The 21,849-nt window shown below is 33.2% G+C and carries 19 protein-coding genes; 9 read left to right on the top strand and 10 right to left on the bottom strand.

The window, feature by feature from the left end:
* Window positions 1–272 precede the first annotated feature (272 nt).
* From scpA to meaB, 3 genes are all read left to right on the top strand, one after another.
* Entirely contained in the window at window positions 273–2,396 is a 2,124-nt protein-coding gene (gene scpA, locus N7277_RS02330) for a methylmalonyl-CoA mutase (RefSeq protein WP_274780155.1), read from the top strand.
* A 214-nt stretch (window positions 2,397–2,610) separates the two neighbouring features.
* Window positions 2,611–2,823 carry a DUF2281 domain-containing protein gene (locus tag N7277_RS02325; RefSeq protein WP_274780154.1) on the top strand — a complete coding sequence of 71 codons (213 nt, stop codon included), beginning with the start codon at window positions 2,611–2,613 and terminating at the stop codon, window positions 2,821–2,823.
* A 178-nt stretch (window positions 2,824–3,001) separates the two neighbouring features.
* Window positions 3,002–3,988, top strand: a complete 987-nt coding sequence (gene meaB / locus N7277_RS02320; protein ID WP_274780153.1) for a methylmalonyl Co-A mutase-associated GTPase MeaB — start codon at window positions 3,002–3,004, stop codon at window positions 3,986–3,988.
* 1 nt (window position 3,989) lies between these two features.
* Here the strand turns inward: meaB and N7277_RS02315 are convergent, their stop codons facing one another.
* Entirely contained in the window at window positions 3,990–4,520 is a 531-nt protein-coding gene (locus tag N7277_RS02315; protein WP_274780152.1) for a DUF4251 domain-containing protein, read from the bottom strand.
* Between the two features lie 153 nt (window positions 4,521–4,673).
* Here N7277_RS02315 and N7277_RS02310 point away from each other — a divergent pair, with 153 nt between their 5' ends.
* Window positions 4,674–5,483 carry a M48 family metallopeptidase gene (locus N7277_RS02310; RefSeq protein ID WP_274780151.1) on the top strand — a complete coding sequence of 270 codons (810 nt, stop codon included), beginning with the start codon at window positions 4,674–4,676 and terminating at the stop codon, window positions 5,481–5,483.
* A gap of 72 nt (window positions 5,484–5,555) precedes the next feature.
* Window positions 5,556–5,876, top strand: coding sequence for a hypothetical protein (locus N7277_RS02305; RefSeq protein WP_274780150.1), 321 nt, complete (start codon window positions 5,556–5,558; stop codon window positions 5,874–5,876).
* 56 nt (window positions 5,877–5,932) lie between these two features.
* Here N7277_RS02305 and N7277_RS02300 read toward each other — a convergent pair whose 3' ends face one another.
* The 7 genes from N7277_RS02300 to pgi are packed head-to-tail and all read right to left on the bottom strand — an operon-like array spanning window position 5,933 to window position 12,777.
* Complete coding sequence (locus N7277_RS02300; RefSeq protein WP_274780149.1) at window positions 5,933–6,565, bottom strand: outer membrane beta-barrel protein; 633 nt, start codon at window positions 6,563–6,565, stop codon at window positions 5,933–5,935.
* Complete coding sequence (locus tag N7277_RS02295; RefSeq protein ID WP_274780148.1) at window positions 6,552–7,364, bottom strand: ABC transporter ATP-binding protein; 813 nt, start codon at window positions 7,362–7,364, stop codon at window positions 6,552–6,554. Before N7277_RS02295 ends, N7277_RS02300 begins: the two co-directional genes overlap by 14 nt.
* Window positions 7,364–8,113, bottom strand: coding sequence for an MlaE family ABC transporter permease (locus tag N7277_RS02290; RefSeq protein ID WP_274780147.1), 750 nt, complete (start codon window positions 8,111–8,113; stop codon window positions 7,364–7,366). Before N7277_RS02290 ends, N7277_RS02295 begins: the two co-directional genes overlap by 1 nt.
* 59 nt (window positions 8,114–8,172) lie before the next feature.
* Window positions 8,173–9,540 carry an exopolysaccharide biosynthesis polyprenyl glycosylphosphotransferase gene (locus tag N7277_RS02285; protein ID WP_274780146.1) on the bottom strand — a complete coding sequence of 456 codons (1,368 nt, stop codon included), beginning with the start codon at window positions 9,538–9,540 and terminating at the stop codon, window positions 8,173–8,175.
* 34 nt (window positions 9,541–9,574) lie between these two features.
* Entirely contained in the window at window positions 9,575–10,165 is a 591-nt protein-coding gene (locus N7277_RS02280; protein WP_446715132.1) for a 7-carboxy-7-deazaguanine synthase QueE, read from the bottom strand.
* Window positions 10,166–10,207: 42 nt separating this feature from the next.
* Window positions 10,208–11,095: a bifunctional 5,10-methylenetetrahydrofolate dehydrogenase/5,10-methenyltetrahydrofolate cyclohydrolase gene (locus N7277_RS02275; RefSeq protein WP_274780144.1), complete on the bottom strand. Its 888-nt coding sequence runs from the start codon at window positions 11,093–11,095 to the stop codon at window positions 10,208–10,210.
* A gap of 41 nt (window positions 11,096–11,136) precedes the next feature.
* On the bottom strand, window positions 11,137–12,777 hold the full coding sequence (pgi, locus tag N7277_RS02270) for a glucose-6-phosphate isomerase (protein ID WP_274780143.1): 1,641 nt from the start codon (window positions 12,775–12,777) through the stop codon (window positions 11,137–11,139).
* A 413-nt stretch (window positions 12,778–13,190) separates the two neighbouring features.
* Here pgi and N7277_RS02265 point away from each other — a divergent pair, with 413 nt between their 5' ends.
* Window positions 13,191–13,355, top strand: a complete 165-nt coding sequence (locus N7277_RS02265) for a hypothetical protein (protein ID WP_274780142.1) — start codon at window positions 13,191–13,193, stop codon at window positions 13,353–13,355.
* Between the two features lie 2 nt (window positions 13,356–13,357).
* On the opposite strand, the gene N7277_RS02260 is transcribed toward N7277_RS02265, so the two are convergent.
* On the bottom strand, window positions 13,358–14,287 hold the full coding sequence (locus tag N7277_RS02260) for a DUF4349 domain-containing protein (RefSeq protein WP_274780141.1): 930 nt from the start codon (window positions 14,285–14,287) through the stop codon (window positions 13,358–13,360).
* 185 nt (window positions 14,288–14,472) lie between these two features.
* Window positions 14,473–16,863: an endopeptidase La gene (lon, locus tag N7277_RS02255; protein ID WP_274780140.1), complete on the bottom strand. Its 2,391-nt coding sequence runs from the start codon at window positions 16,861–16,863 to the stop codon at window positions 14,473–14,475.
* A 330-nt stretch (window positions 16,864–17,193) separates the two neighbouring features.
* On the opposite strand from lon, the gene N7277_RS02250 reads away from it, so the two are divergent.
* The 3 genes from N7277_RS02250 to N7277_RS02240 all read left to right on the top strand — a co-directional run bounded on the left by N7277_RS02250 (window position 17,194) and on the right by N7277_RS02240 (window position 21,777).
* Window positions 17,194–19,335, top strand: a complete 2,142-nt coding sequence (locus N7277_RS02250; RefSeq protein WP_274780139.1) for a peptidylprolyl isomerase — start codon at window positions 17,194–17,196, stop codon at window positions 19,333–19,335.
* A gap of 131 nt (window positions 19,336–19,466) precedes the next feature.
* Complete coding sequence (locus tag N7277_RS02245; protein WP_274780138.1) at window positions 19,467–20,411, top strand: MlaD family protein; 945 nt, start codon at window positions 19,467–19,469, stop codon at window positions 20,409–20,411.
* Window positions 20,412–20,445: 34 nt separating this feature from the next.
* Complete coding sequence (locus tag N7277_RS02240; protein ID WP_274780137.1) at window positions 20,446–21,777, top strand: (Fe-S)-binding protein; 1,332 nt, start codon at window positions 20,446–20,448, stop codon at window positions 21,775–21,777.
* Window positions 21,778–21,849: the final 72 nt, after the last annotated feature.

Raw genomic sequence — 21,849 nt, 5'->3', positions numbered from 1 at the left:
TCGTTTGATTTTTTGAATGGAAAAACAGGGATTTAATAGACCAAATAATTAATGTTAGTGAATTATTTTGATTAAGAGTTAATAAAATTAATATAATTATAAATAATTACTAGTTTTGGGGTTAAATGATGTTGTTTTGATATAGATATAGGTTAAAATTTAACAAATATTCAATTTTACAGTTTTTGCCACCAAGAAGCCAAAATCACATAAAATTTCACTTTTTTTTAAAATTAAAAATATCGTAAATTTACTCATCGAAATTTCATGAAATGAGAACGAAAATTCAAAACGTAAATCCCGATTTTAAAAATTTTGGATTTACTTCAAATACAGAAAACTATATCTTTGAAAAAGATGGACTTCAATTAAAATCTTCTTACACTTCTGAAGATTCAGAAGCTTTTAAATCAAAAGGTTACAGCGCAGGAATTGCTCCTTATTTGAGAGGTCCATATTCTACGATGTATGTGCAAAAACCTTGGACTATTCGTCAGTACGCAGGTTTTTCTACCGCCGAAGAATCTAATGCTTTTTACAGAAGAAATCTTGCGGCAGGACAAAAAGGACTTTCTGTTGCGTTTGATTTGGCAACGCACAGAGGTTATGATTCTGACCACCCAAGAGTGGTAGGAGATGTGGGAAAAGCGGGAGTTGCCATAGATTCTGTGGAAGATATGAAGATTTTGTTTAATGAAATTCCATTGGATCAAATATCGGTTTCTATGACCATGAATGGTGCCGTTTTACCGATTTTGGCATTTTATATTGTTGCCGCAGAAGAACAAGGCGTTTCTCAAGAACAACTTTCGGGAACTATCCAAAATGATATTTTGAAGGAATTTATGGTGAGAAATACTTACATCTATCCACCAGAGCCATCTATGAAAATTATCGCAGATATTTTCGAATACACTTCTCAAAATATCCCGAAATTTAATTCGATTTCTATCTCAGGTTATCACATGCAAGAAGCAGGAGCAACTCCAGTTTTAGAAATGGCTTATACACTTGCAGATGGTTTGGAATATGTAAGAACGGGGATAAAAGCAGGAATGAATGTAGATGATTTTGCGCCAAGATTATCATTTTTCTGGGCAATCGGAATGAATCATTTCATGGAAATTGCCAAAATGAGAGCTGCTCGTTATATATGGGCAAATCTTTTGACGCAATTTAATCCTCAAAATCAAAAATCTTTAGCACTAAGAACACACTCGCAAACTTCTGGTTGGTCTTTGACGGAACAGGAACCGTTTAATAATATTACCAGAACTGCTATTGAAGCACTTTCTTCCGCTTTAGGAGGAACGCAATCACTGCATACCAATGCTTTAGATGAAGCGATTGCTTTGCCAACTGATTATTCTGCAAAAATTGCAAGAAATACACAGATTATTCTTCAGCAAGAATCAGGAATATGTGATGTAGTAGATCCGATGGGAGGAAGTCATTTGGTGGAAGCATTGACTCAACAAATGATTGAGGAAGCTCAGAAATATATCGACGAAGTAGAACAAGAAGGCGGAATGACCAAGGCGATAGAAGCGGGAATTCCGAAGATGAGAATAGAAGAAGCGGCAGCTAGAAAACAAGCGAAAATTGATAGTGGCGAAGAATTTATCATCGGTGTAAATTCTTTTAAAACCAATCAAAAACAACCGGAATTTGAAATTCTAGACATAGACAATACAGAAGTTCGCCGTAAACAAATTGAAAGACTAGAAAAAATAAAAGCAGAACGAGACAGTGCTAAAGTAGAAGAAATTTTAACAGAAATTCGTGAGGCGGCTAAAAATAGAGACAAAAATCTTTTGGCACTAAGTATAGAAGCTGCGAGAAGAAGAGTAACTCTTGGTGAAATTTCAGATGCTTTAGAAAGCAATTTCGGAAGATATAAAGCTAATATCAAAACCATTTCAGGTGTATATGCTATGAATGCTAGTAAAAATGAATATTTTGAAAAAGCGGTAGTGCTTACTCAAAAATTTGAGGACCAAGAAGGTCGTAGACCGAGAATTATGGTTGCTAAAATGGGACAAGACGGTCATGATCGTGGTGCAAAAGTAGTAGCAACTGCTTTTGCTGATATGGGATTTGATGTAGATGTGGCTCCGCTTTTCCAAACGCCAGAAGAGGTGGCGAAACAAGCTGTAGAAAATGATATTCATATTTTGGGAGTTTCATCTCTTGCAGCAGGGCATAAAACCTTGGTTCCGCAAGTGGTGGAAGAACTGAAAAAATTAGGTGCAGATGATATTACGATTGTAGTAGGTGGTGTAATTCCACAGCAAGATTATGATTTCTTGTATGCAAATGGCGCTGATTTTATCTTCGGACCTGGAACGAATTTACCGAAATCTGCAGTAGAAATTTTGGAGAAGTTTTTGGGATAAACATTTTGTTAGATGCAGGATTTAGGAAGTAGGAAGTTTTTCTGAAATCTAAAAAAAATTAAAATAACATAATAAGGAAATCATTTTTGGTTTCCTTTTTTTATATAAAAACCTAACAAAAATCACTGAAATCATTCATATCACTTCATGAGGAATTTTAATTGTATTAATGTACCTTTATACCACCAAATAAAAGCCTAAAAACTAAATTGAAATGGAATTAACCACATTACAAAAAATTAATAATTTGATAAAAGATTTACCAGATTATTTGGCAGAGGAATTATTGGAGTATATAGAATACTTGGTGTATAAATTTCACAAAGACGAAGATTTAAGTGACGAGCAAAAAAGAGTGATACTGAGAGGTCTTGAAGACATAAAGTATGGTAGAAGTCATTTAGATATCCCAACAGAGACAGAGTAAAAGTTCTTCATATCAAATCAAATTTTTTCATAAAAGCTTCAGTTTTCTGAAGCCTTTTTTCTTTATGGGGTGCGTCAGTTCCATTAGAGAAGGGTGTTTATTTGTTATTTTTATTTTATTTAAAGCAATCTCTAAGTTTTTAGGAAATAGTTTGAAATACTTTCTTAATTTTGTTAAGATGAATTTTTCTACAGAAGTACTTTTACAAGGAATATTAGCCCAAGACAAAAGAATTCTTGGGAAAGCCATTACTTTAATCGAAAGCAAAAAGCCAGAGCATAGAGTTTTGGCGGAAGAACTGCTGAAAAAAATTCTGCCTTACACAGGGAAATCAGTGAGAGTAGGAATTACTGGAGTTCCTGGCGCAGGGAAATCAACTTTTATTGAAAGCTTTGGGAAATATGCCATTTCGCAAGGCAAAAAAGTGGCTGTTTTAGCCATTGATCCAAGTTCTTCTGTAAATAAAGGTTCTATTCTCGGAGATAAAACCAGAATGGAAGAGTTGGCAAAAGACGAAAACGCATTTATTCGCCCTAGTCCAAGTTCTGGATTTCTAGGCGGAGTTGCCAATACTACTTTTGAGACCATGCTCATTTGCGAAGCTGCTGGATATGATTATATTTTGATAGAAACGGTAGGAGTAGGTCAGTCAGAAGTTTTGGTTGCCGATATTACAGATGTAATTCTGATGCTTAAAGTAATAGGTACGGGTGATGAATTACAAGGGATAAAAAGAGGTCTGATGGAAATGGTAGATGTAATTTTTATAAATAAAGTGAGCGAAGAAAATTTAAAAGAAGCGAGATCTCACCGTGCAGAACTTATTCATGCTTTACAATTTATGCACCCAAAAGAAAAAGACTGGAAAGTTCCGGTTTTGTTGGGTTCTGCTTTACATCATGAAGGTTTAGATGAGGTGTATCAAAAAATAAATAATTTCATTTCTTTAAAAATAAATACAGGAAGGCTAGAAGAAGTAAGAAAAATACAATCTGAAAAAAGATTTGAATATTGGGTACATCAATATATTCTAAGCGCTACTAAGTCTACCCATGAACTTGAAAATCAATTTGAAAGCCATAAAAAAAATGCTTCAGAATTGAAGTCTAATCCAAGTTCTGAAGCCAAAATTTTTGTAGAAAGATTATTGAATAAAAAAATCTAAACTATTTTTTAGAGATTTCATTTTTCATTAAATAACCATTGTAAGAAATAGGTTGTCTGTCATTAGCATCCATAGAAACATATGCGTTTCCGTTTTTATATACTTCTATGTAAATCACTCTTATATGCTGCACATCTTTAGGCGAAATAGTGTATACTAGGTTTCCTTTTTTGTTTTGAATTTTACTTAGTGTAAAATCTTTAGAAGTAAATCTGTAACTGTTTTTGGAAGTATCATAACTAGGATTGTACATTCTGCCAAAATATGGCAAATTAACATCTAGCTCTTTTTCTTTGAGCACCACTGTATAGCCATAGTCTAAGTCTAGCATTCTAGCAGCATTACCATTAGGCATAGCATTCATTACATTGATAACATCATAATTGGTAGGGTTGGCTCTTTCCGCCATAAATGTAAATTGGTTAGAGGTTGTAATTTCCTCTAAAGTCTTAGGATCTATATTGATTTGTGAAGTACACGAATGCAAAAACGAAAGTATTGCACAAAAACTCAAATAAATTAATTTTTTCATAATATGATGGGTGTTGAGTTAAATCATTAATTATCAATACAAATTTAATGCAAAACTTATCAGGATTTGATTTCTTTTTTATATAATTTCTATATAATTTTTTATGGAATAAAAATTGTTTTAATTTTGTTTCAAATATTAAATCACAGTAAAATGAAAATAAAAACTATTATCGCTTCAGGAGCCATTTCATTAGCATTAATTGCTTGTGTTACCAATCCCATTACAGGGAGAAAATCAGTTCAGATTGTGGGAAATGATCAATTAACTGCTATGGGAGTTCAAGAATATCAAACCGCACTTTCTAAAGCTAAAGTAATTACCAATACTACAGATGCCACAAGAGTGAAGAATGTAGGGATTAGAATAAAAAATGCGGCGATTAATTACTATAAAGGCATTGGTAGAGAAGCAGATTTACAAGGTTATAACTGGGAGTTTAATTTATTGGAAGACAAGCAATTAAACGCATGGTGTATGCCAGGAGGGAAAGTAGCGTTTTATACAGGTATTATGCCTATTTGTAAAGACGAAACAGGGATAGCTGTAGTAATGGGGCACGAAGTTTCTCACGCTCTAGCGGGTCATGGTAATGAAAGGATTTCTCAAGCAATGATTGCACAATATGGTGGTGCAATAGCAGGAGGGGTAATTTCTAATGATAAGTTACAACAAATTTTTAAAGCGGCATATCCTATTGGAGCGCAAGTAGCTCTTCTTAAATATGGAAGAAATCAAGAATTAGAAGCAGATCAAATGGGATTATATATTATGGCAATGGCTGGGTATGACCCAAGACAGTCACTACCTTTCTGGGAAAGAATGGAGGCTCAGGCCGCAAATTCTCAAAGACCGCCAGAATTTTTGTCTACTCACCCTAGTCCAGATACTAGAAGATCAGACTTAAACAAGCATATGCCTCAAGCTCTTGAATATTATAAACAAGCAGGTGGTAAATTGTAAAATTTTTTAAAAAATAACATAAACCTTCTTAAAATTTTTTAAATTTGAGAAGGTTTTTTTAAATAAACTAAAATGAAAAATTTAACAATTATAGGAATTCTTCTTTTAGGTATTTCTGGATTACTGTTCTATTTGACCACTAATTTAGAAGTAGAAGAATTTACACTTTCTCACTTTATGGGAATAATGGGAGGAGTAGGAATAGGGTTGATTATAGGAGGAATTGTAGGGTATGTAAGTAAAGGCTCTTCTATAAAAGCTGAACAAAAAAGAAAAGAATGGCAGCAGCTACAACAAGAAAAAATAGAAATAGAGAAACAAGCCGCTGAACTAGCCCAGCAAAATGTAAATCCAAATCCTAATATTACTGATTCTGACAATAGTAATCTATAAAATAAAAAACTCCGCAGCGAAGCTGCGGAGTTTTTTTTATTAATCTTTATGTTATTTTAGAAATTTAAACCTAAACCAAACATTAATAAACTAGGTCTGTTGTCATATCTAATCACTTCGTTAGAAGATACATTAGTATTAATGAATTCTCTTTGATCATTACTGAAAGCACCTTCATATCTTGCAGAAACTACTAATTTAGAAATGGTAACTTGTGCGCCAAATTGATAGCCAAGTGTAAATTCTTTGGTTGCATTTTCTTTAAAATCATTATATTGATTGTCTGTAGAAAGCTTGTAAGAAGCTACTGGCCCAGCGTAAATGCCAAGTGTTTTTCCTAAAAGATTATATCCTACCAAAACAGGCAAATCTGCTCTGTTGTTTTTTACCTCAATGGTGGTATTAGTTGCTACATCAGTAAATTCATTACTAAATGTAGTATAATATAATTCTGGTTGGATAAAAATGCCCAGTGGAGTATTAATTTTTAATGCAATACCAGCATTATAGCCTACATTATTTTTTCCCTTGTCTTGATAAACCGTAGTAGTTCCGTTTTTAATATTCTCCCAAGTAGGCTTATCAGCCTGATAAAGCATATTGGCCTTCACTCCGAAAGTTATTTGAGAGAAAGACAGCAATGATGCGGTTACAAATAATGTGCTAAGTATTTTCTTAATCTGTTTCATTTTCTATTGGTGTTATAATGTTATCTATACTTGTTTTGTTGTTTTGGATAAGGTATTCTCTTAATTCCTTAAATAATTCTGAAGAATAAACGAAATCTATCAGATAATTATTGTCTGAGGTGATTAAAATATCTTTTGTTCCTTCCCATTCTTTGATGCCTTTTCTCAAGTATACAATTTTCTCGCCAATTGTCATTACAGAATTCATATCGTGAGAATTTATAATCGTAGTGGTATTATATTCTTCGGTGATTTCTGCAATTAAATCATCTATAACATTTGCTGTAAAAGGGTCTAGCCCAGAATTTGGTTCGTCACAAAACAAATATCTTGGGTTATTAACAATTGCTCTTGCAATGGCTACTCTTTTCTGCATTCCTCCTGAAATCTCAGATGGAAATTTTTTTTCTGCATTTTCTAAGTGCACTCTGCCTATTACTTCCTTCACCCTCTTTTTCTTTTCTGTAAAAGTAAGGTTGGTAAACATATCTAGAGGAAACATAATATTGTCTTGAACGGTCATTGAGTCAAATAGTGCGCTTCCTTGGAATACGGTCCCGATTTCTGCTCTCAATGCTTCTTTTTCTTGACGAGACATGCCTACAATATCTCTTCCGTCAAATAAAATATGTCCGCTTGTGGGTTCAAAAACATTAAGTAAACTTTTCAGAAATACAGTTTTTCCTGAACCTGATTGCCCTATGACTAAGTTTACCTTTCCGGTTTCGAAGGTGGTGGTAATTCCCTTTAGAACCTCCACACCATCAAAACTTTTTCTTAAATCTTTTACTTCTATCATTAGCTTAAGAACATTTGAGTTAATATTAAGTTGGCAATGATAATAGCTACAATCGTCCAAACCACAGCTTGTGTACTGGCTCTACCTACTTCTAATGAGCCTCCTTTTACTTTGTAACCAAAAAATGCTGGAATGGTAGCAATTAGGAATGCAAAAACAGCGGTCTTTAAAAAAGCATACCAAATATAAAATTGTGGCATATACATTTGTATTCCTGTAATGTAGTCTGCTTTAGACCAGTTTCCTGTGGCTACTCCTGCGAGATGTCCTCCCCATATTCCAAAAACAATGCTGATGGCTATCAATATTGGATTGAAAATTACACTGGCAAGAATTTTAGGTAAGATTAAGAAATTGGCAGAATTTACTCCCATAATATCTAAAGCATCAATCTGCTCTGTAACTCTCATCGTACCAATGCTTGAAGTAATATATGAACCTACTTTTCCCGCTAAAATAACAGAGATGATAGTAGGGGCAAATTCTAGAATAAGGACCACCTTGGTAGCATACCCAATAAAAGGTGCAGGAATAGGAATTGTTGCGTTTCTAAAATTATTATACATCTGTATTGCAATGACAGCTCCCACAAATATAGAGGTGAATAAAGTAAGGCCAAAAGAATTTACTCCCAAGTCATTTATTTCTCTCATGAGAAGTTTAAAGAAAACTTGCTTTTTTTGAGGTTTTTTAATTACTTTACCCAGAAGTAAAAAGTATTGCCCTATTGCGCTTAAAAGTTTTAACATAACCGTGCGAAGTTACATTTTTTAGGATTAATAATTTTATAGAATTTCAATTTATTGTTTTAAATGGCTTTTTGATCACCTTTTATCACTAATAAAATGGTTTTAAGAATGATAACAATATCTAGAGTAAGGCTCCAATTTTTTACGTAAAAAGAATCTGCGATAACTCTCTTTTTCATTTCTATTTCCATATCGCCAGTATCACCGCGTAAACCACTTACTTGGGCAAGGCCTGTAATGCCAGGTTGTACCAAGCTCCTTACAGAATATCTACCAATTTTTGCTTTGTAGAACTCATCAATCAATAGCATATGTGGTCTAGGTCCTACTACAGACATATCTCCTTTTAAAACATTGATAAATTGGGGCATTTCATCTAAGCTTGTTTTTCTTAGAAATCTACCAATTTTTGTAATTCTACTATCGTTTTGCGAAGTGGTTTTGGTGGTAGATTCATTGTTTTCAACCATAGTTCTGAATTTGATGCATTCGAAAACTTCATCATGAAAACCATATCTTTTTTGAACAAAAAACACACTTCCTTTACTGTCTAATTTAATCAATAATGCAATGATGGGGAATAACCAGCTTGCAATAAAAATTAAAACCAGTAAAGAGAATGTAAAATCAAATATTCGTTTAATAATAGCATTGCTATAGTAATCTAAAGGAAATTTAGAAGGTGTTAAAATAGTTTGTGTTTCAATATATCCCAAATCGTATTGAAAAAACTCATTATGAATTGCAGAAGGGATTAAAGAAATTTTTATTTTGTCATTTTCAGCTTCTCTGTTTATTTCTTCAAGTAGATTTTGGTTCAAATTATTTTCATAAGGGATAAAAATCGTGTGAATCTCTTTTTCTCTCCAAAAATTTTGGAGTTTAGTGATGGTAATGTCATCATTTAGAAATTCGTACACTCTGTATCCATAATCTTTACGATGTGTAATAATGTCTTTTAAAATGTCAGATGATGAATTTTCTGCAATAAACATTACATTTCTATAGTTTTTCCCTTGAAGTCTTATGTACTTTAAAGAAAAGAAAATGAATGATTTAACTATAAAAAAGGTAATAAAAAGGGTAAAGGTTATCAAGAACCTCTCATCTTTCAGAAATTCATTATTACTTACTTTGGCCAAAAGCAAAATCCCCAATAAAAAAATGAAAATGTGTGTGATAATTCTTTCTAGATAAAGGGTATACGTAAGGTTTCTGGGAATGGAATATAGTTTTGTTCTTCCGCTTAAAAGAATCCAAAAAAGACTCAATAATACAAGAGATAAAAAATTTTCTTCTTTTCTTACTTTTTCTAAAACGTATTTGTGTCTCATCAGAAAAAAGAACACAAAAACGGCAGCCACAATAAAAATATCAAGGATGATGATGGCGCTTTTAAAATATCTAGAATATCTTAATTTTTGCATGTTTTAGAAAATAGAGTCTTACAATGCTACTAATTTATGGAATATTAAGATACTTATGTGTTTGTACAGAAGCTTGCCATTTCGGATTTGCTAAAATAAAGTCTGTAATCTTTGGGTACATTTCGTTTCTTTTGCTCCATTCACTTTGCAGATACAATTTACAGTTTTCAGATACTTTAGCAGCTTGTTCTTCTGCGAAGGTGAAATCATGGTTGTTAAATGCTATGATTTTCAGCTCATTAGCTACTTTGTAAATTTCTTCTTTTGGTAAGCCTGTTTTCTTAGGGGAAAGCGTAATCCAATCAAGTGTTCCACTCATATCATAAGCTCCAGAAGTTTCGATGTGAATTTGGCAACCCAATTCCTTTAATCTTTTGGTCAAAATTTCTAAATTCCACATCAGTGGTTCTCCACCTGTTAGAACAATGGTTTTACAATAGCTTGCAGCTGTTTCGGCAATTTCTATAGTATCCATTAAAGGATGTAATTCTGGGTCCCAACTTTCCTTCACGTCACACCAATGACAACCTACATCACAACCTCCTAATCTTATAAAATAAGCAGCTTTTCCGGTGTGGTGACCTTCTCCTTGTAAAGTGTAAAAATGCTCCATCACTGGGAGCATTTTTCCTTCTTTTAATAATATTTCTTTTGTTAAATCCAATTCTTAATCTTTATAAATCGTGTGTTTGTATGCTAAAATAGTATTTTTTAATAACATCGCTCTGGTCATTGGTCCAACTCCTCCCGGAACTGGGGTAATCCAACTTGCTTTTTTCTCACAACTAGCAAAATCTACGTCTCCTACAATTCTATAACCTTTGGGCGCATTAGCATCTTCTACTCTGGTAATTCCTACATCTACAATCACTACGCCATCTTTAATCATATCTTCTTTTAAGAATTTTGGATCTCCTAATGCAGTAATCACAATGTCTGCATTTTTGGTAAATTCCTCAATGTGTGGAGTGTAAGAGTGTGTTACTGTAACCGTAGCATTTCCTGGGAAATCTTTTCTTCCCATTAAGATAGACATCGGTCTTCCTACGATTTTACTTCTACCTATAATTACACAGTTTTTACCTTTGGTTTCAATGTTATAACGTTCTAGTAATGTGAGAATTCCGAATGGTGTAGCCGGTAAAAAAGTACTCATTTCGAGTGCCATTCTTCCAAAGTTTTCTGGGTGAAAACCATCTACATCTTTATGAGAATTAATCGCCATGATTACTTTTTCTTGATCCATTTGTTTTGGTAAAGGCAACTGAACGATGAATCCGTCAATTTCTGGGTCTACATTGAGCTCTGCAATTTTTTCTAAAACTTCAGCTTCAGAAGCAGTGCTCGAAAATCTGTAAAGCGATGAGGTAAACCCTACTTCTTTACAATCTTTTATTTTGCTGGCAACGTATGTTTCGCTCGCTCCATTGTTTCCTACTAAAATTGCTGCGAGATGAGGAGCTCTTTTACCGCTTGCAATAATTTTTTCTACGTCTGCTTTAATTTCAGCCTTTATTTCTTTAGAAACTTTTAGACCGTCGAGAATTTGTGCCATGTTTTTTTCTTTTTTATTTACTTTTTAGATTTATTTCAAATTTACTTATTTTCTTTGAAATAGTTTATTAAACCATTTGTAGAAGAGTCATGAGAGTTTATTTTCTCATTATCAGTAAGTTCTGGTAGGATTTTTCCTGCTAAAACTTTTCCTAATTCTACCCCAAATTGATCAAAACTAAACACATTCCAAATCACACCTTGTACGAAGATTTTGTGTTCATAAAGTGCTATGAGTTGTCCTAGTGAAAATGGAGTTAGTTCGTTGATAAAGAATGAATTAGTAGGAGTGTTTCCCATGAAGGTTTTGAATTTCACTAATTTTTCAATTTCTTCTTCAGATTTTCCTTCTTTTACCAATTCTGCTCTTGCTTCGTCTTCGCTTTTTCCGAATGCAAGTGCCTCAGTTTGAGCGAAAAAGTTCGCCAATAATTTTTCTTGATGGTCAGAAACTTCGTTGCAAGATTTTACATAAGCGATAAAATCTGCAGGGATTAATTCTGTTCCTTGATGAATCAATTGATAGAAAGCATGTTGACCATTTGTTCCTGGTTCTCCCCAAATAATTGGGCCAGTTTGATAGGTTACATATTCGCCATTTCTGTCTACTGATTTTCCGTTAGATTCCATATCTCCTTGTTGAAGATACGCTGCAAATCTATCTAAATATTGAGAGTACGGTAAAATAGCATAAGAACTTGCATCAAAGAAATTTCTGTACCAAATTCCCAAAAGTCCCATTAAAACAGGAACGTTTTCTTTAAAATCTGCCGTTTGGAAATGTACATCGGTTTCGTAAGCTCCTTTTAATAAATTTTCAAAATTTTTATAACCCACCGCTAGAACGATGCTTAAACCAATAGCACTCCAAAGTGAATATCTTCCGCCAACCCAATCCCAGAACTCGAAAATATTTTCCTCTGCAATTCCGAATGCTTTAACCGCTTGAATATTAGTAGATAAAGCTACAAAATGTTTTGCTACATCTTCTTCTTTTCCAGCTTTTAAGAACCAAGATTTAGCAGAATTTGCATTGGTCATGGTTTCTTGAGTAGTGAAAGTTTTAGAAGCTACGATGAAAAGTGTAGTCTCTGGATTTAAGTTTTTCACTACTTCTGCCATGTGATTTCCGTCTACATTCGAAACGAAATGTACATTTAATCTGGTTTTGAAGTGTTTAAGCGCCGAAACTACCATTACAGGTCCTAAATCAGAACCTCCAATTCCAATGTTTACCACATCAGTAATTTCTTTTCCACTGAAACCTTTGTGCTCTCCAGAAATTACTTTTTCAGAGAAAGCTTTCATGTGGTCAAGAACTTTTTTGATTCCTGGTTTTATGTTTTCGCCGTCTACAAGGATTTCTTTGTCAGAAAAATCTCTCAAAGCAGTGTGAAGAACTGCTCTTTTTTCGGTTTCATTTATTTTTTCACCAGAAAACATAGCATTGATGGCAGCTTTCAATTGTGTTTCTTCTGCCAATTGAAGCAATAAATCAAATGCTTTTTGGTCAATTAAATTTTTAGAAAAATCAAAAAGATAATTTTCTTTTTTTACTGAAAACTGTTGGAAACGTTCAGCGTTTTCTTGAAAAAGCGTTCTTAGGTCAAAATCATTTTGTGCAAAATGTTCGTTGAGTGCTTTCCAAGTTTGTGTGTTTTCTGGATTTATTTTTGGTAACATAATTCTTTTGGTTTAAGGTTTAACAACTAAAATTTACAGTTTATTCATCTTCATAAAGCGGACAAAGTCCGTGCAAATTTACGCAAAAATAAAAGCCCCGAAAAATTTCAGGGCTTTAAGATTTTATGAATTTTGTTATCTTTGAGAAAAATAATAACGTGATTTTTCAAATACTTTTATCTTTTACGGTAATCTCTTTAGGTTTTACGTCTTTTTCCTATTTTACAAGATTGGTTGACTTCAATAAAAATTATTTATATCTTTCTCTAGGCTTACTTTTTTTGACTGTTTTGTGTTTTTTATTTTTTGAAAATTTTCAGCAAAAATTTCCAGCTTTCAAGATTGCATTGATTTTAATGTTTTCTTTTGTGATTCCCATTTTATTTTTCATGAGAAAAATTATGGATTTCAGAATGAAAAATTTCACAGAAAGTAATAATCAAAATCAAGGATTACAAAACTTATATACTCATTTTAAAAAACTAGAAGAATATGCTTTTGCTTTCTTTTTAGTGATGATTGTCTTTTATCAAATCTTAATAATTTGGGTTCCTAAAATTACAGAAAACATTCATTAGTATCACTTTTCGATATTCTCAGATTTTGAAATCTTTTTCGGAAACATAAGAGTAGTGAGATTATACTTTACAAAATAAATTACAATTAAAATTCCCACGAATAAAGGCCAGAAATTCAGTAAGAAAACGAAAAATTTTTGCACGAAATAAAATCCGTTAAGGAGAGAAGATTTCGCTTCGTAGAAGAAGTTAACTTGGTATTTATTGTCGTAAAATTGTGTGTTGGTAATGGCAATTTCGGCGATTCTTACTTTTGGCTCTTTAATGTAAATATCTACAGTACTGTATTTTATATTATCTGCAAGGTTTAGATTTTCAATTTGTTGTGTGTTATTTTTCTCTTCATTTTCTTCGGTGAGGTTTGCTTTCTTTTCATTGGTTTTCATTTGAGAAATAACTTCGCCTGTTTTATTGATTTTTTTAAGTTCAAGTTCTGCAATTTTAGCATTGTTGGTAACATCTTCAGCCGAAATAATTCTAGTGTTCAAAAAAAGTTTTCGGTCATTTATAGCATTGAGAAATGCGCCTAATTTTTCCGAAGGAACTCTTACTTGCATCTTATTGTAAGAGTTGAATTTTCTGAGTAAAACCGCATTTTGGTCAGAAGTGTTATAAGTTTCTTCTCCGATAACTTGACTTTGTAATTCACTTTTGGTAACAAATCCACCGAGATTTTTCAGTGCATTTTCTATGTGAACTGTGGCTTCGTAAACATCTTTTACTTCCATGCTGACTTCTGCAGTTTTTACAAATTTTTTGTCTAGAATTTTTTGAGAAGCAGCGTAAGAAACTTTGTCATTTTGAACGGAAGTAGAATCTACAGTCATGGCAGCGCTTTCGTATTCGGCAGCTACGCTTTCAGATTTTTGACAAGAAAATAATCCAGCCAAAATAAAGATTGCGAAAACCAATTTTTGGAATTTTGTGTTCATTGTTTAATGTTTTTTGTGGTTAGACTTCCTCAAAGTTGAGCACAAGATTCTTGTAAAGTTTGTAAAAGCGATTTTTTGTTTTTGTAAACTTGGTTTGCAATATAAATTATAGAATATCAATATTTTGTAAAAAAAACAACCCACAGATTTGCAGGTTGTTTTTATGTTAATATGAATTTGTAAAATTATTTCTCAATCGCTAATTCCACTACTTCTTTCATGGTTTTCACGTAATGAACTTTTAGATTTTTAAGATAGTTTTGGTTGATTTCTAAAACATCTTTTCTGTTTTCTTCACAAAGAATCACTTCTTTAATTTCGGCTCTTACTGCAGCCAAAAGTTTTTCTTTAATTCCGCCAACTGGAAGCACCTTTCCTCTTAAAGTAATTTCGCCAGTCATTGCCATATGTGGTTTTACTTTTTTGTTTAAATAGCTGGAAACCATACTGGTTAGCATTGCAATTCCTGCGCTTGGTCCATCTTTCGGAGTGGCGCCTTCTGGAACGTGAACGTGAATATTTTTATTCTCAATATCTTCTAAAGAAATGCCTAAACTTTCGTGTTTTGCTTTGATGTATTCTAGCGAAATGGTTGCAGATTCTTTCATGACATTTCCTAGATTTCCTGTCATCGTGAGGTTACCTTTTCCTTTGCTTAAAATACTCTCTATGAATAAGATATCGCCGCCAACTGAGGTCCAAGCTAAGCCTGTGACTACACCTGGAACATCCATCATTTCTGAGAAGTTTTTAGACATAGGAACGCCAAGAATTTCATCAATTTTTTGAATGGAAATTTTTGGGTCGTATTCTTTATTCATGGTGATTTGTAGGGCAACCCAACGCGAAATTTTAGCGATTTGTTTTTCTAAATTTCTCACACCACTTTCTCTGGTGAAGGCTTCTATTACATGTGCAAGTTCTTTATTTCCAAGTTTATAGGCGTTTTTTTGCAATCCAGTTTCTTCCATTTGCTTTTTTATCAAATGGCGTTTTGCGATTTCTACTTTTTCTTCAATCGTATATCCCGAAAGTTGAATGACTTCCATTCTGTCTAACAATGGCGTTTGAATGCTAGAAAGCGAATTGGCAGTAGCAATGAACATTACTTTTGACAAATCATACCCAATTTCTAAGAAATTATCATAAAAACTGTGGTTTTGTTCTGGGTCTAGTACTTCGAGAAGCGCAGAACTAGGGTCGCCATGCATTCCTTGTCCGAGTTTATCTATTTCGTCTAAAACGATAACTGGATTAGAAGTTCCCGCCTTTTTGATGGCTTGCAGTAATCTTCCTGCCATTGCGCCGATGTATGTTTTTCTGTGGCCACGGATTTCTGATTCGTCATGGAGACCGCCCAAACTCATTCTTACATATTTTCTGCCAAGAGCATCTGCAATAGATTTTCCGAGGGAAGTTTTACCAACTCCAGGAGGACCAACTAAACACAAAATCGGAGATTTCATGTCGTTTTTCAATTTCAGAACCGCCATATGTTCTAAAATTCTTTTTTTGATGTCTTCTAAACCGAAATGGTCTTTATTCAAGATTTTTTCAGCTTTTGGAATATCAAAAATGTCTTTAGAATATGAATTCCAAGGTAAATCTGTGAAGAAATCTAGATAATTTCTCTGTACATTATAATCTGGCGAATTGGGATTATGACGCTGAAGTCTTTTCAGTTCTTTCTCGAAATGTTCTTGAATTTCTGGTTTCCAAGAAATTTTTTCTGCTTTTTTCTTTAGTTCATCTACATCTGTTTCGGTTCCACCGCCTAATTCTTCTTGAATCGTTCTGATTTGTTGGTTCAGAAAATATTCTCTCTGTTGTTTATCTAAATCGCGAGAAGTTTTCTGATGAATTTGATTTTTAAGTTCTAATCTTCTGAAATCATCATGCATCAGTTCATAGCATAATTCTGCACGCTTCATCAATGATTTTTCTTCAAGAAGTTTTTGTTTATTTTCTGAAGAGAAATTTGCATTTACGCAGATGAAATTCAGTAAATCTTCTTGTCCTTCAATATTTCTGATGGCAAAATTGGCTGCGCCAGGAATATTAGGGTCTATTTCTATGATTTTAATCGCTAAATCCTTGATATTGTCTATTAAAGCTTCATATTCTTCCTTCTTTTTGGTAGAAGAATCCTTTAATTTTTCTATTTCTGCGGTGAAATAAGGTTCGGTTTCAATGAAGTTTTTTACCTTGAAGCGCTGAATTCCTCTCGTGATTGCAGAAATATTACCATCAGGAAGTTTGATGATTTTAATGATTTTAGCAACAGTTCCTATTTGGTAAAGGTCTTTTTCAGTAGGATTTTCTTGATGAGAGCGTTTTTGACTCAAAATTCCTATCAGTTGGCCATTTTTTTGTGCTTCTTCTAATAATTTGATAGACTTCTCTCTTCCCGCTGTGATTGGGATAACCACTTTCGGAAACATCACCATATTTCTAACAGGTAGAATCGGAAAAATCTCTTGCGCTTTTTCTTCTTTGGTTTGTTTTTGCTCGTTTGCTACGATACTAAAATTTTCGTCTAAAAAATTTTCAAAAGCGATATCTTCTATTTCAATCATAATTTAAAAATTAGAATGACAATTTGTCATTTTTAAAGTATATAAATCAATTATAAAGACAAGATTCGAAATTTTCTTGCCTAAAATAATGAGTACTATAATATTCGCAATAGCTATGCCAAGAGTTTTTATGGACAAATTTTCCTTTTTTTGTTTTAGAAAACCGAACTGATTTTCAAAAAGGTGATCGATTGTAAAATATTTGCCAGATAGACTTCCGTAAAATCCTTTAAAAAATAAATATAAACGAATGAAAATGAGTGATAAAATTTCTCTATTATCTTAAAATTATGTATTTTCGCACACTGATTTTAAATACTTATATATAAAATGTCAATTACAGCTTCAATAAGAAAGAGACCTTGGCTATTATTAGGAATGGTTGCAGTAGGCTTAATCGCCTTTTTAGTAAATCCTGATAGTTTTGAAAAAATGTTTGGTAAAAACCCAAATATTCTAGGAAAGGTAAATGGTGTAGAAATCACTCGTGATGAATTTAATGACCAGTTAAGTTTACTACAACAACAATCTCAAGGGCAACCACAGCAAGGCTTAGAAGAACAAGCTTGGCAAATTTTGGTACAGTCTAAATTAATCGAACAACAGTTTGATAAAATGGGGTTAAAAATTACAGATGAGATTTTCTGGAATCAATTGCAATTTGACCCAATGTTTTCGAAAGAAAGCAATCCTCAAAATTTTGACGAAAAAGGAAACTTCAAAATTGCTGAAATTAAAAAGCAAATTGAAGAACTTAAAAATAGTGGAGATGTAAACCAATATAACGAATGGTTGAAAGCTAAAAAAGCCATAGAATACAGAATGATGGCTAGACAGCTTTTTGCAAACGTAACTACGGGTGTTACTGCCAATAAAAAAGAAGCTGCTGAACTAATGAAGCAAAGAGACCAGGTAGCTGATATAGACTTTGTAAAAGTAGATTATGCTGCTTTTGCTGCTAAAAATCCAGTGAAAGTGACTACTGCAGATTTAGCGAACTATATTAAAAAACATCCTGTGATGTTTAAATCTGAAGCATCTAGAAATTTAGGTATAGTATATTTCCCAGCAAAACCAAGTGCTGCAGATGATGCTTTAGCACTTAAAGAAATCAACAAACTTTATAACGAAGGTGTAGATAATGGAAGTGGTCTAGAAAGTTTCAAGAATACTCCGAACGATTCTATGTTCGTAGAATTAAATTCTGAAGCACAAATTAAATATTCATTTGTTTCTGATCAAGAAGTTCCTCAAGAAGCGCAAGCTTTCGTAAAAGGGGCATCTGTAGGGCAATTCTTTGGACCTTATAAGTCTGGGGACAAGTATTACGTAACTAAATTAGTAGGAAAGAGCAATGCTACGATGCCTAAACACATTTTATTTGCGTACAAAGGTGCAATGAGAGCAGATGAAAAGCAAACCAGAACTAAAGAAGAAGCTAAAAAATTAGCAGACAGCATTGGAGCAATAGTAAAAGCTGACCCATTAAAATTCAATGAGTATCTGCAAATGTCTGATGAGCCTGGAGCGGCTCAAAGAGGTGGGATTTTAAATTGGATTTTAGATAATGATAATAACTACGCTAAGCCTTTCGGAGATTGGGTTAAAGGAAATCCTAAAGGAGCTGTAGGAGTAGTAGAAACAGATTTCGGTTATCATATCATTGTAAACGAAAACAAAATGCCAGTTTACAAAATTGCAAACTTAGCAAAAGACATCAGAGCATCTAAAGAAACAGAAAATAGAGTATATACAGAAGCCAATACTTTCATTCAGTCTGTTCAAGGAAAATCTTTCAATGATTTTGCAAACGCTGCGAAAAAGAAAAACTTCAATTTCCAAAATCCAAAATCTATAAAAAGATTCCAAGGTCAGATTCAAGGATTAGGCACAGATAAAGATGAAGAAATCTTAGCTTGGGCATTTAACAAAGAAAGAAAAAAAGGAGATGTAGATATTAGAACTACAGGTAATGGAGATTACATCGTATTTTATCTAAACGGTATTCAAGAAGCAGGAATTGCAGATCCAGAATCTGTAAGAGAACAGTTAGAACCGATTGTAAGAAACCAATTATTAGCGAAAAAAATTACTGAAAAAATTACTGCAAGCAAAGCGACTACTTTAGATGCGGTAGCTAAGTTATTTGGTACGACTAAGCAGTCTGCACAAGTAAGTTTATTCTCTCCGTTTGTAGGAGGCGCTATGGAAGCTAAAGTTGCAGGAGCTGCATTTGGTGTACAAAAAGGTAAAACTTCTAAACCAGTAGAAGGTGCTACAGGTGTTTTTGTAGTAGCTCAAAAAGCGGTTACTTTAAACAAACAACCAGGAGATGCTAAACAAATCATGCAAGCAATGCAACAGCAAGGTGCTCAAATGTTTAGCCAGTCACTAATGAAGAGTTTACAAGACAATGCTAAGATAGAAGACTACAGAATAGAGGTTTGGGATAAAGCTTCTCAAGCACAATAATTCTTCTTAATAAATTTTAAAAAGCGACTTTTTCTAGGAAAAGTCGCTTTTTTTATAACAACATGCAGCAATATTGAAACCACCATTACTTCAAAAAGTAGTATATTTGCTGATTAAAAATTCATAAAATTGTGAAATACACTAAAGAGATAAAAGCAGGTTTGATAGCAATTTTGGCTATTGTAGGATTCGTTATTCTTTTCCAGTTTATGAAGGGGAAAAGTTTCTTTACTTCAGATAATACTTATTATGCAAAATTTGATAATGTAGATGGTCTAGAGCAGTCTAACCCTGTTTCTATTAATGGGTTAAAAGTGGGGCAGGTAGATAAAATCCTTCCACAAACCACTAAAGACGGAACCATTTATTTTGTAGTTAAAGTACTCGTGGACAAAAAATTCAGTTTTTCTAAAAACTCAACAGTAGAAATTTTCGAACCAGGAATTATGTCTGGTAAACAAGCGAGAATTCATTTGGTTTATGATAAAGCGCCCTTTGCCAAAAATGGAGATACCTTAAGAGGTTCTTTTCAATCTTCTCTTATGGCAAGTTTGTCATCACAAGTAGGTCCAGTAAAAGATCAAGTGCAAAGTGTTCTAGCTAAACTAGATTCTACAGTAGCTGCAACCAATCAAATAGTAGATGAACAAAATAGAAGAGAAATCAAACTCCTTTTAGCGAGTCTTAACCAAACCGTTGCTTCTTTTAAAAATACATCAGACCAAACCAATAAATTACTTGCTTCTAGCCAAGGTAGAATAGAGAATGTTTTAGATAATACCAATAAAACCATGATTTCTGCAAATGCTGCAGTAGAAAAATATGGCAAAGTAGCAGAAAATATTGATACTAAGCAACTTAATCAAACAGTAGAAAGACTTTCTGAAGTTTCTAACAAACTCAATCAAGTGATTTCTGGCATTAATAACGGAGAAGGAAGCCTTGGTAAACTAGCTAAAGATGAAGAATTATACAATAATCTCAATAAAACTTCAGAGAACCTAAACAATCTAATTTTAGACCTGAAAGAAAATCCTAAGCGATACATAAATATTTCTGTTTTTGGTAAGAAATAATTAACGTATTTTTGAAAAAGAGAAAAAAATAACTATGCAATATTTAGACAATATTTTATTCCTTGTTTTACTCATTGCTGGTTTCGGTCTTTTTTTTAAAAGTTTAAAAGAAATTTACCGAAATATAAAACTAGGAAGAGAAATCAATCGTTCTGATAACCCTTCAGAAAGATGGAAAACGATGGCAACCGTAGCTCTAGGGCAAAGCAAAATGAAAAAACGTCCAGTTGCAGCTTTCTTGCACATGATTGTTTACGTAGGTTTTGTAATCATCAACATCGAATTGATTGAAATCATCGTAGATGGAATTTTCGGAACGCACCGTTTCTTAGCTTCAATTTTTGGAGATACACTTTACGGAATTTTCACTGCTACATTAGAAGTTTTAGCTGCATTAGTAGTGATTGCTGTAGTAGCTTTCTTCATCAGAAGAAATGGTCTTAAAATCCCGAGATTATCTTCTATTGACCTAAAAGGTTGGCCAAAAAATGATGCCAACTGGATTTTGGTGATAGAACTCTGCTTAATGATGGCTTTTTTCAAAATGAATGCAGCAGATTGGTTGCTTCAGCAAAGTGGCGCTTTAGCAGCACACGGAAGTTTCCCAGTTTCATCTAACCTTATTGCACCGATTTTTCAATCTTTCGGGTTTAGTGATGGGTTTTTACATTTCATAGAAAGAGGAGCTTGGTGGTTCCACTTTGTAGGAATTTTGTTCTTCATGAACTATTTATATTATTCTAAACACCTTCACATCATTTTTGCATTCCCGAATACTTGGTATGCTAATCTTGAGAAAAAAGGAAAATTCAATAATTTAGAATCTGTAACTCAAGAAATCAAATTAATGATGGATCCTAATGCAGATCCTTATGCAGCACAACCAGAAGGAGCAGAACCTCCAGCTAAATTTGGCGCTGAAGATATTTTTGATTTAAATCAAGTGCAATTATTGAATGCATATTCTTGTACAGAATGTGGTAGATGTACTGCTGTTTGTCCGGCAAATATTACAGGTAGAAAACTTTCTCCTAGAAAAATTATGATGTCTACCAGAGACAGAGTAGAAGAAGTAGGTAAAAACATCAATAAAAACGGAAAATTTGTAGATGATGGTAAAAAACTCTTAAACGATTACATTACCAAAGAAGAATTATGGGCATGTACAAGTTGTAATGCTTGTGTAGAAGCTTGTCCGGTATTAATTGATCCGCTTTCAATTATTGTAGAAATGCGTAGATTCCTGGTTATGGAACAATCTGCTGCACCACAAGAATTGAATATGATGATGACTAATATTGAAAATAACGCTGCACCTTGGCAATACAACCAAGCAGACAGATTAAATTGGGCAAACGAAAATTAGATAATTTGATGATGAGATAGTACTTTATTTCTTTTAAAATTATCTCATTACCTCAATTTTCACATTAACACA

This window comes from Cloacibacterium sp. TD35, from assembly GCF_028864635.1.
Lineage (GTDB): Bacteria > Bacteroidota > Bacteroidia > Flavobacteriales > Weeksellaceae > Cloacibacterium.
Note: the sequence above shows the minus strand (reverse complement) of the source record. Positions and strands in the feature narration are given on the sequence as shown.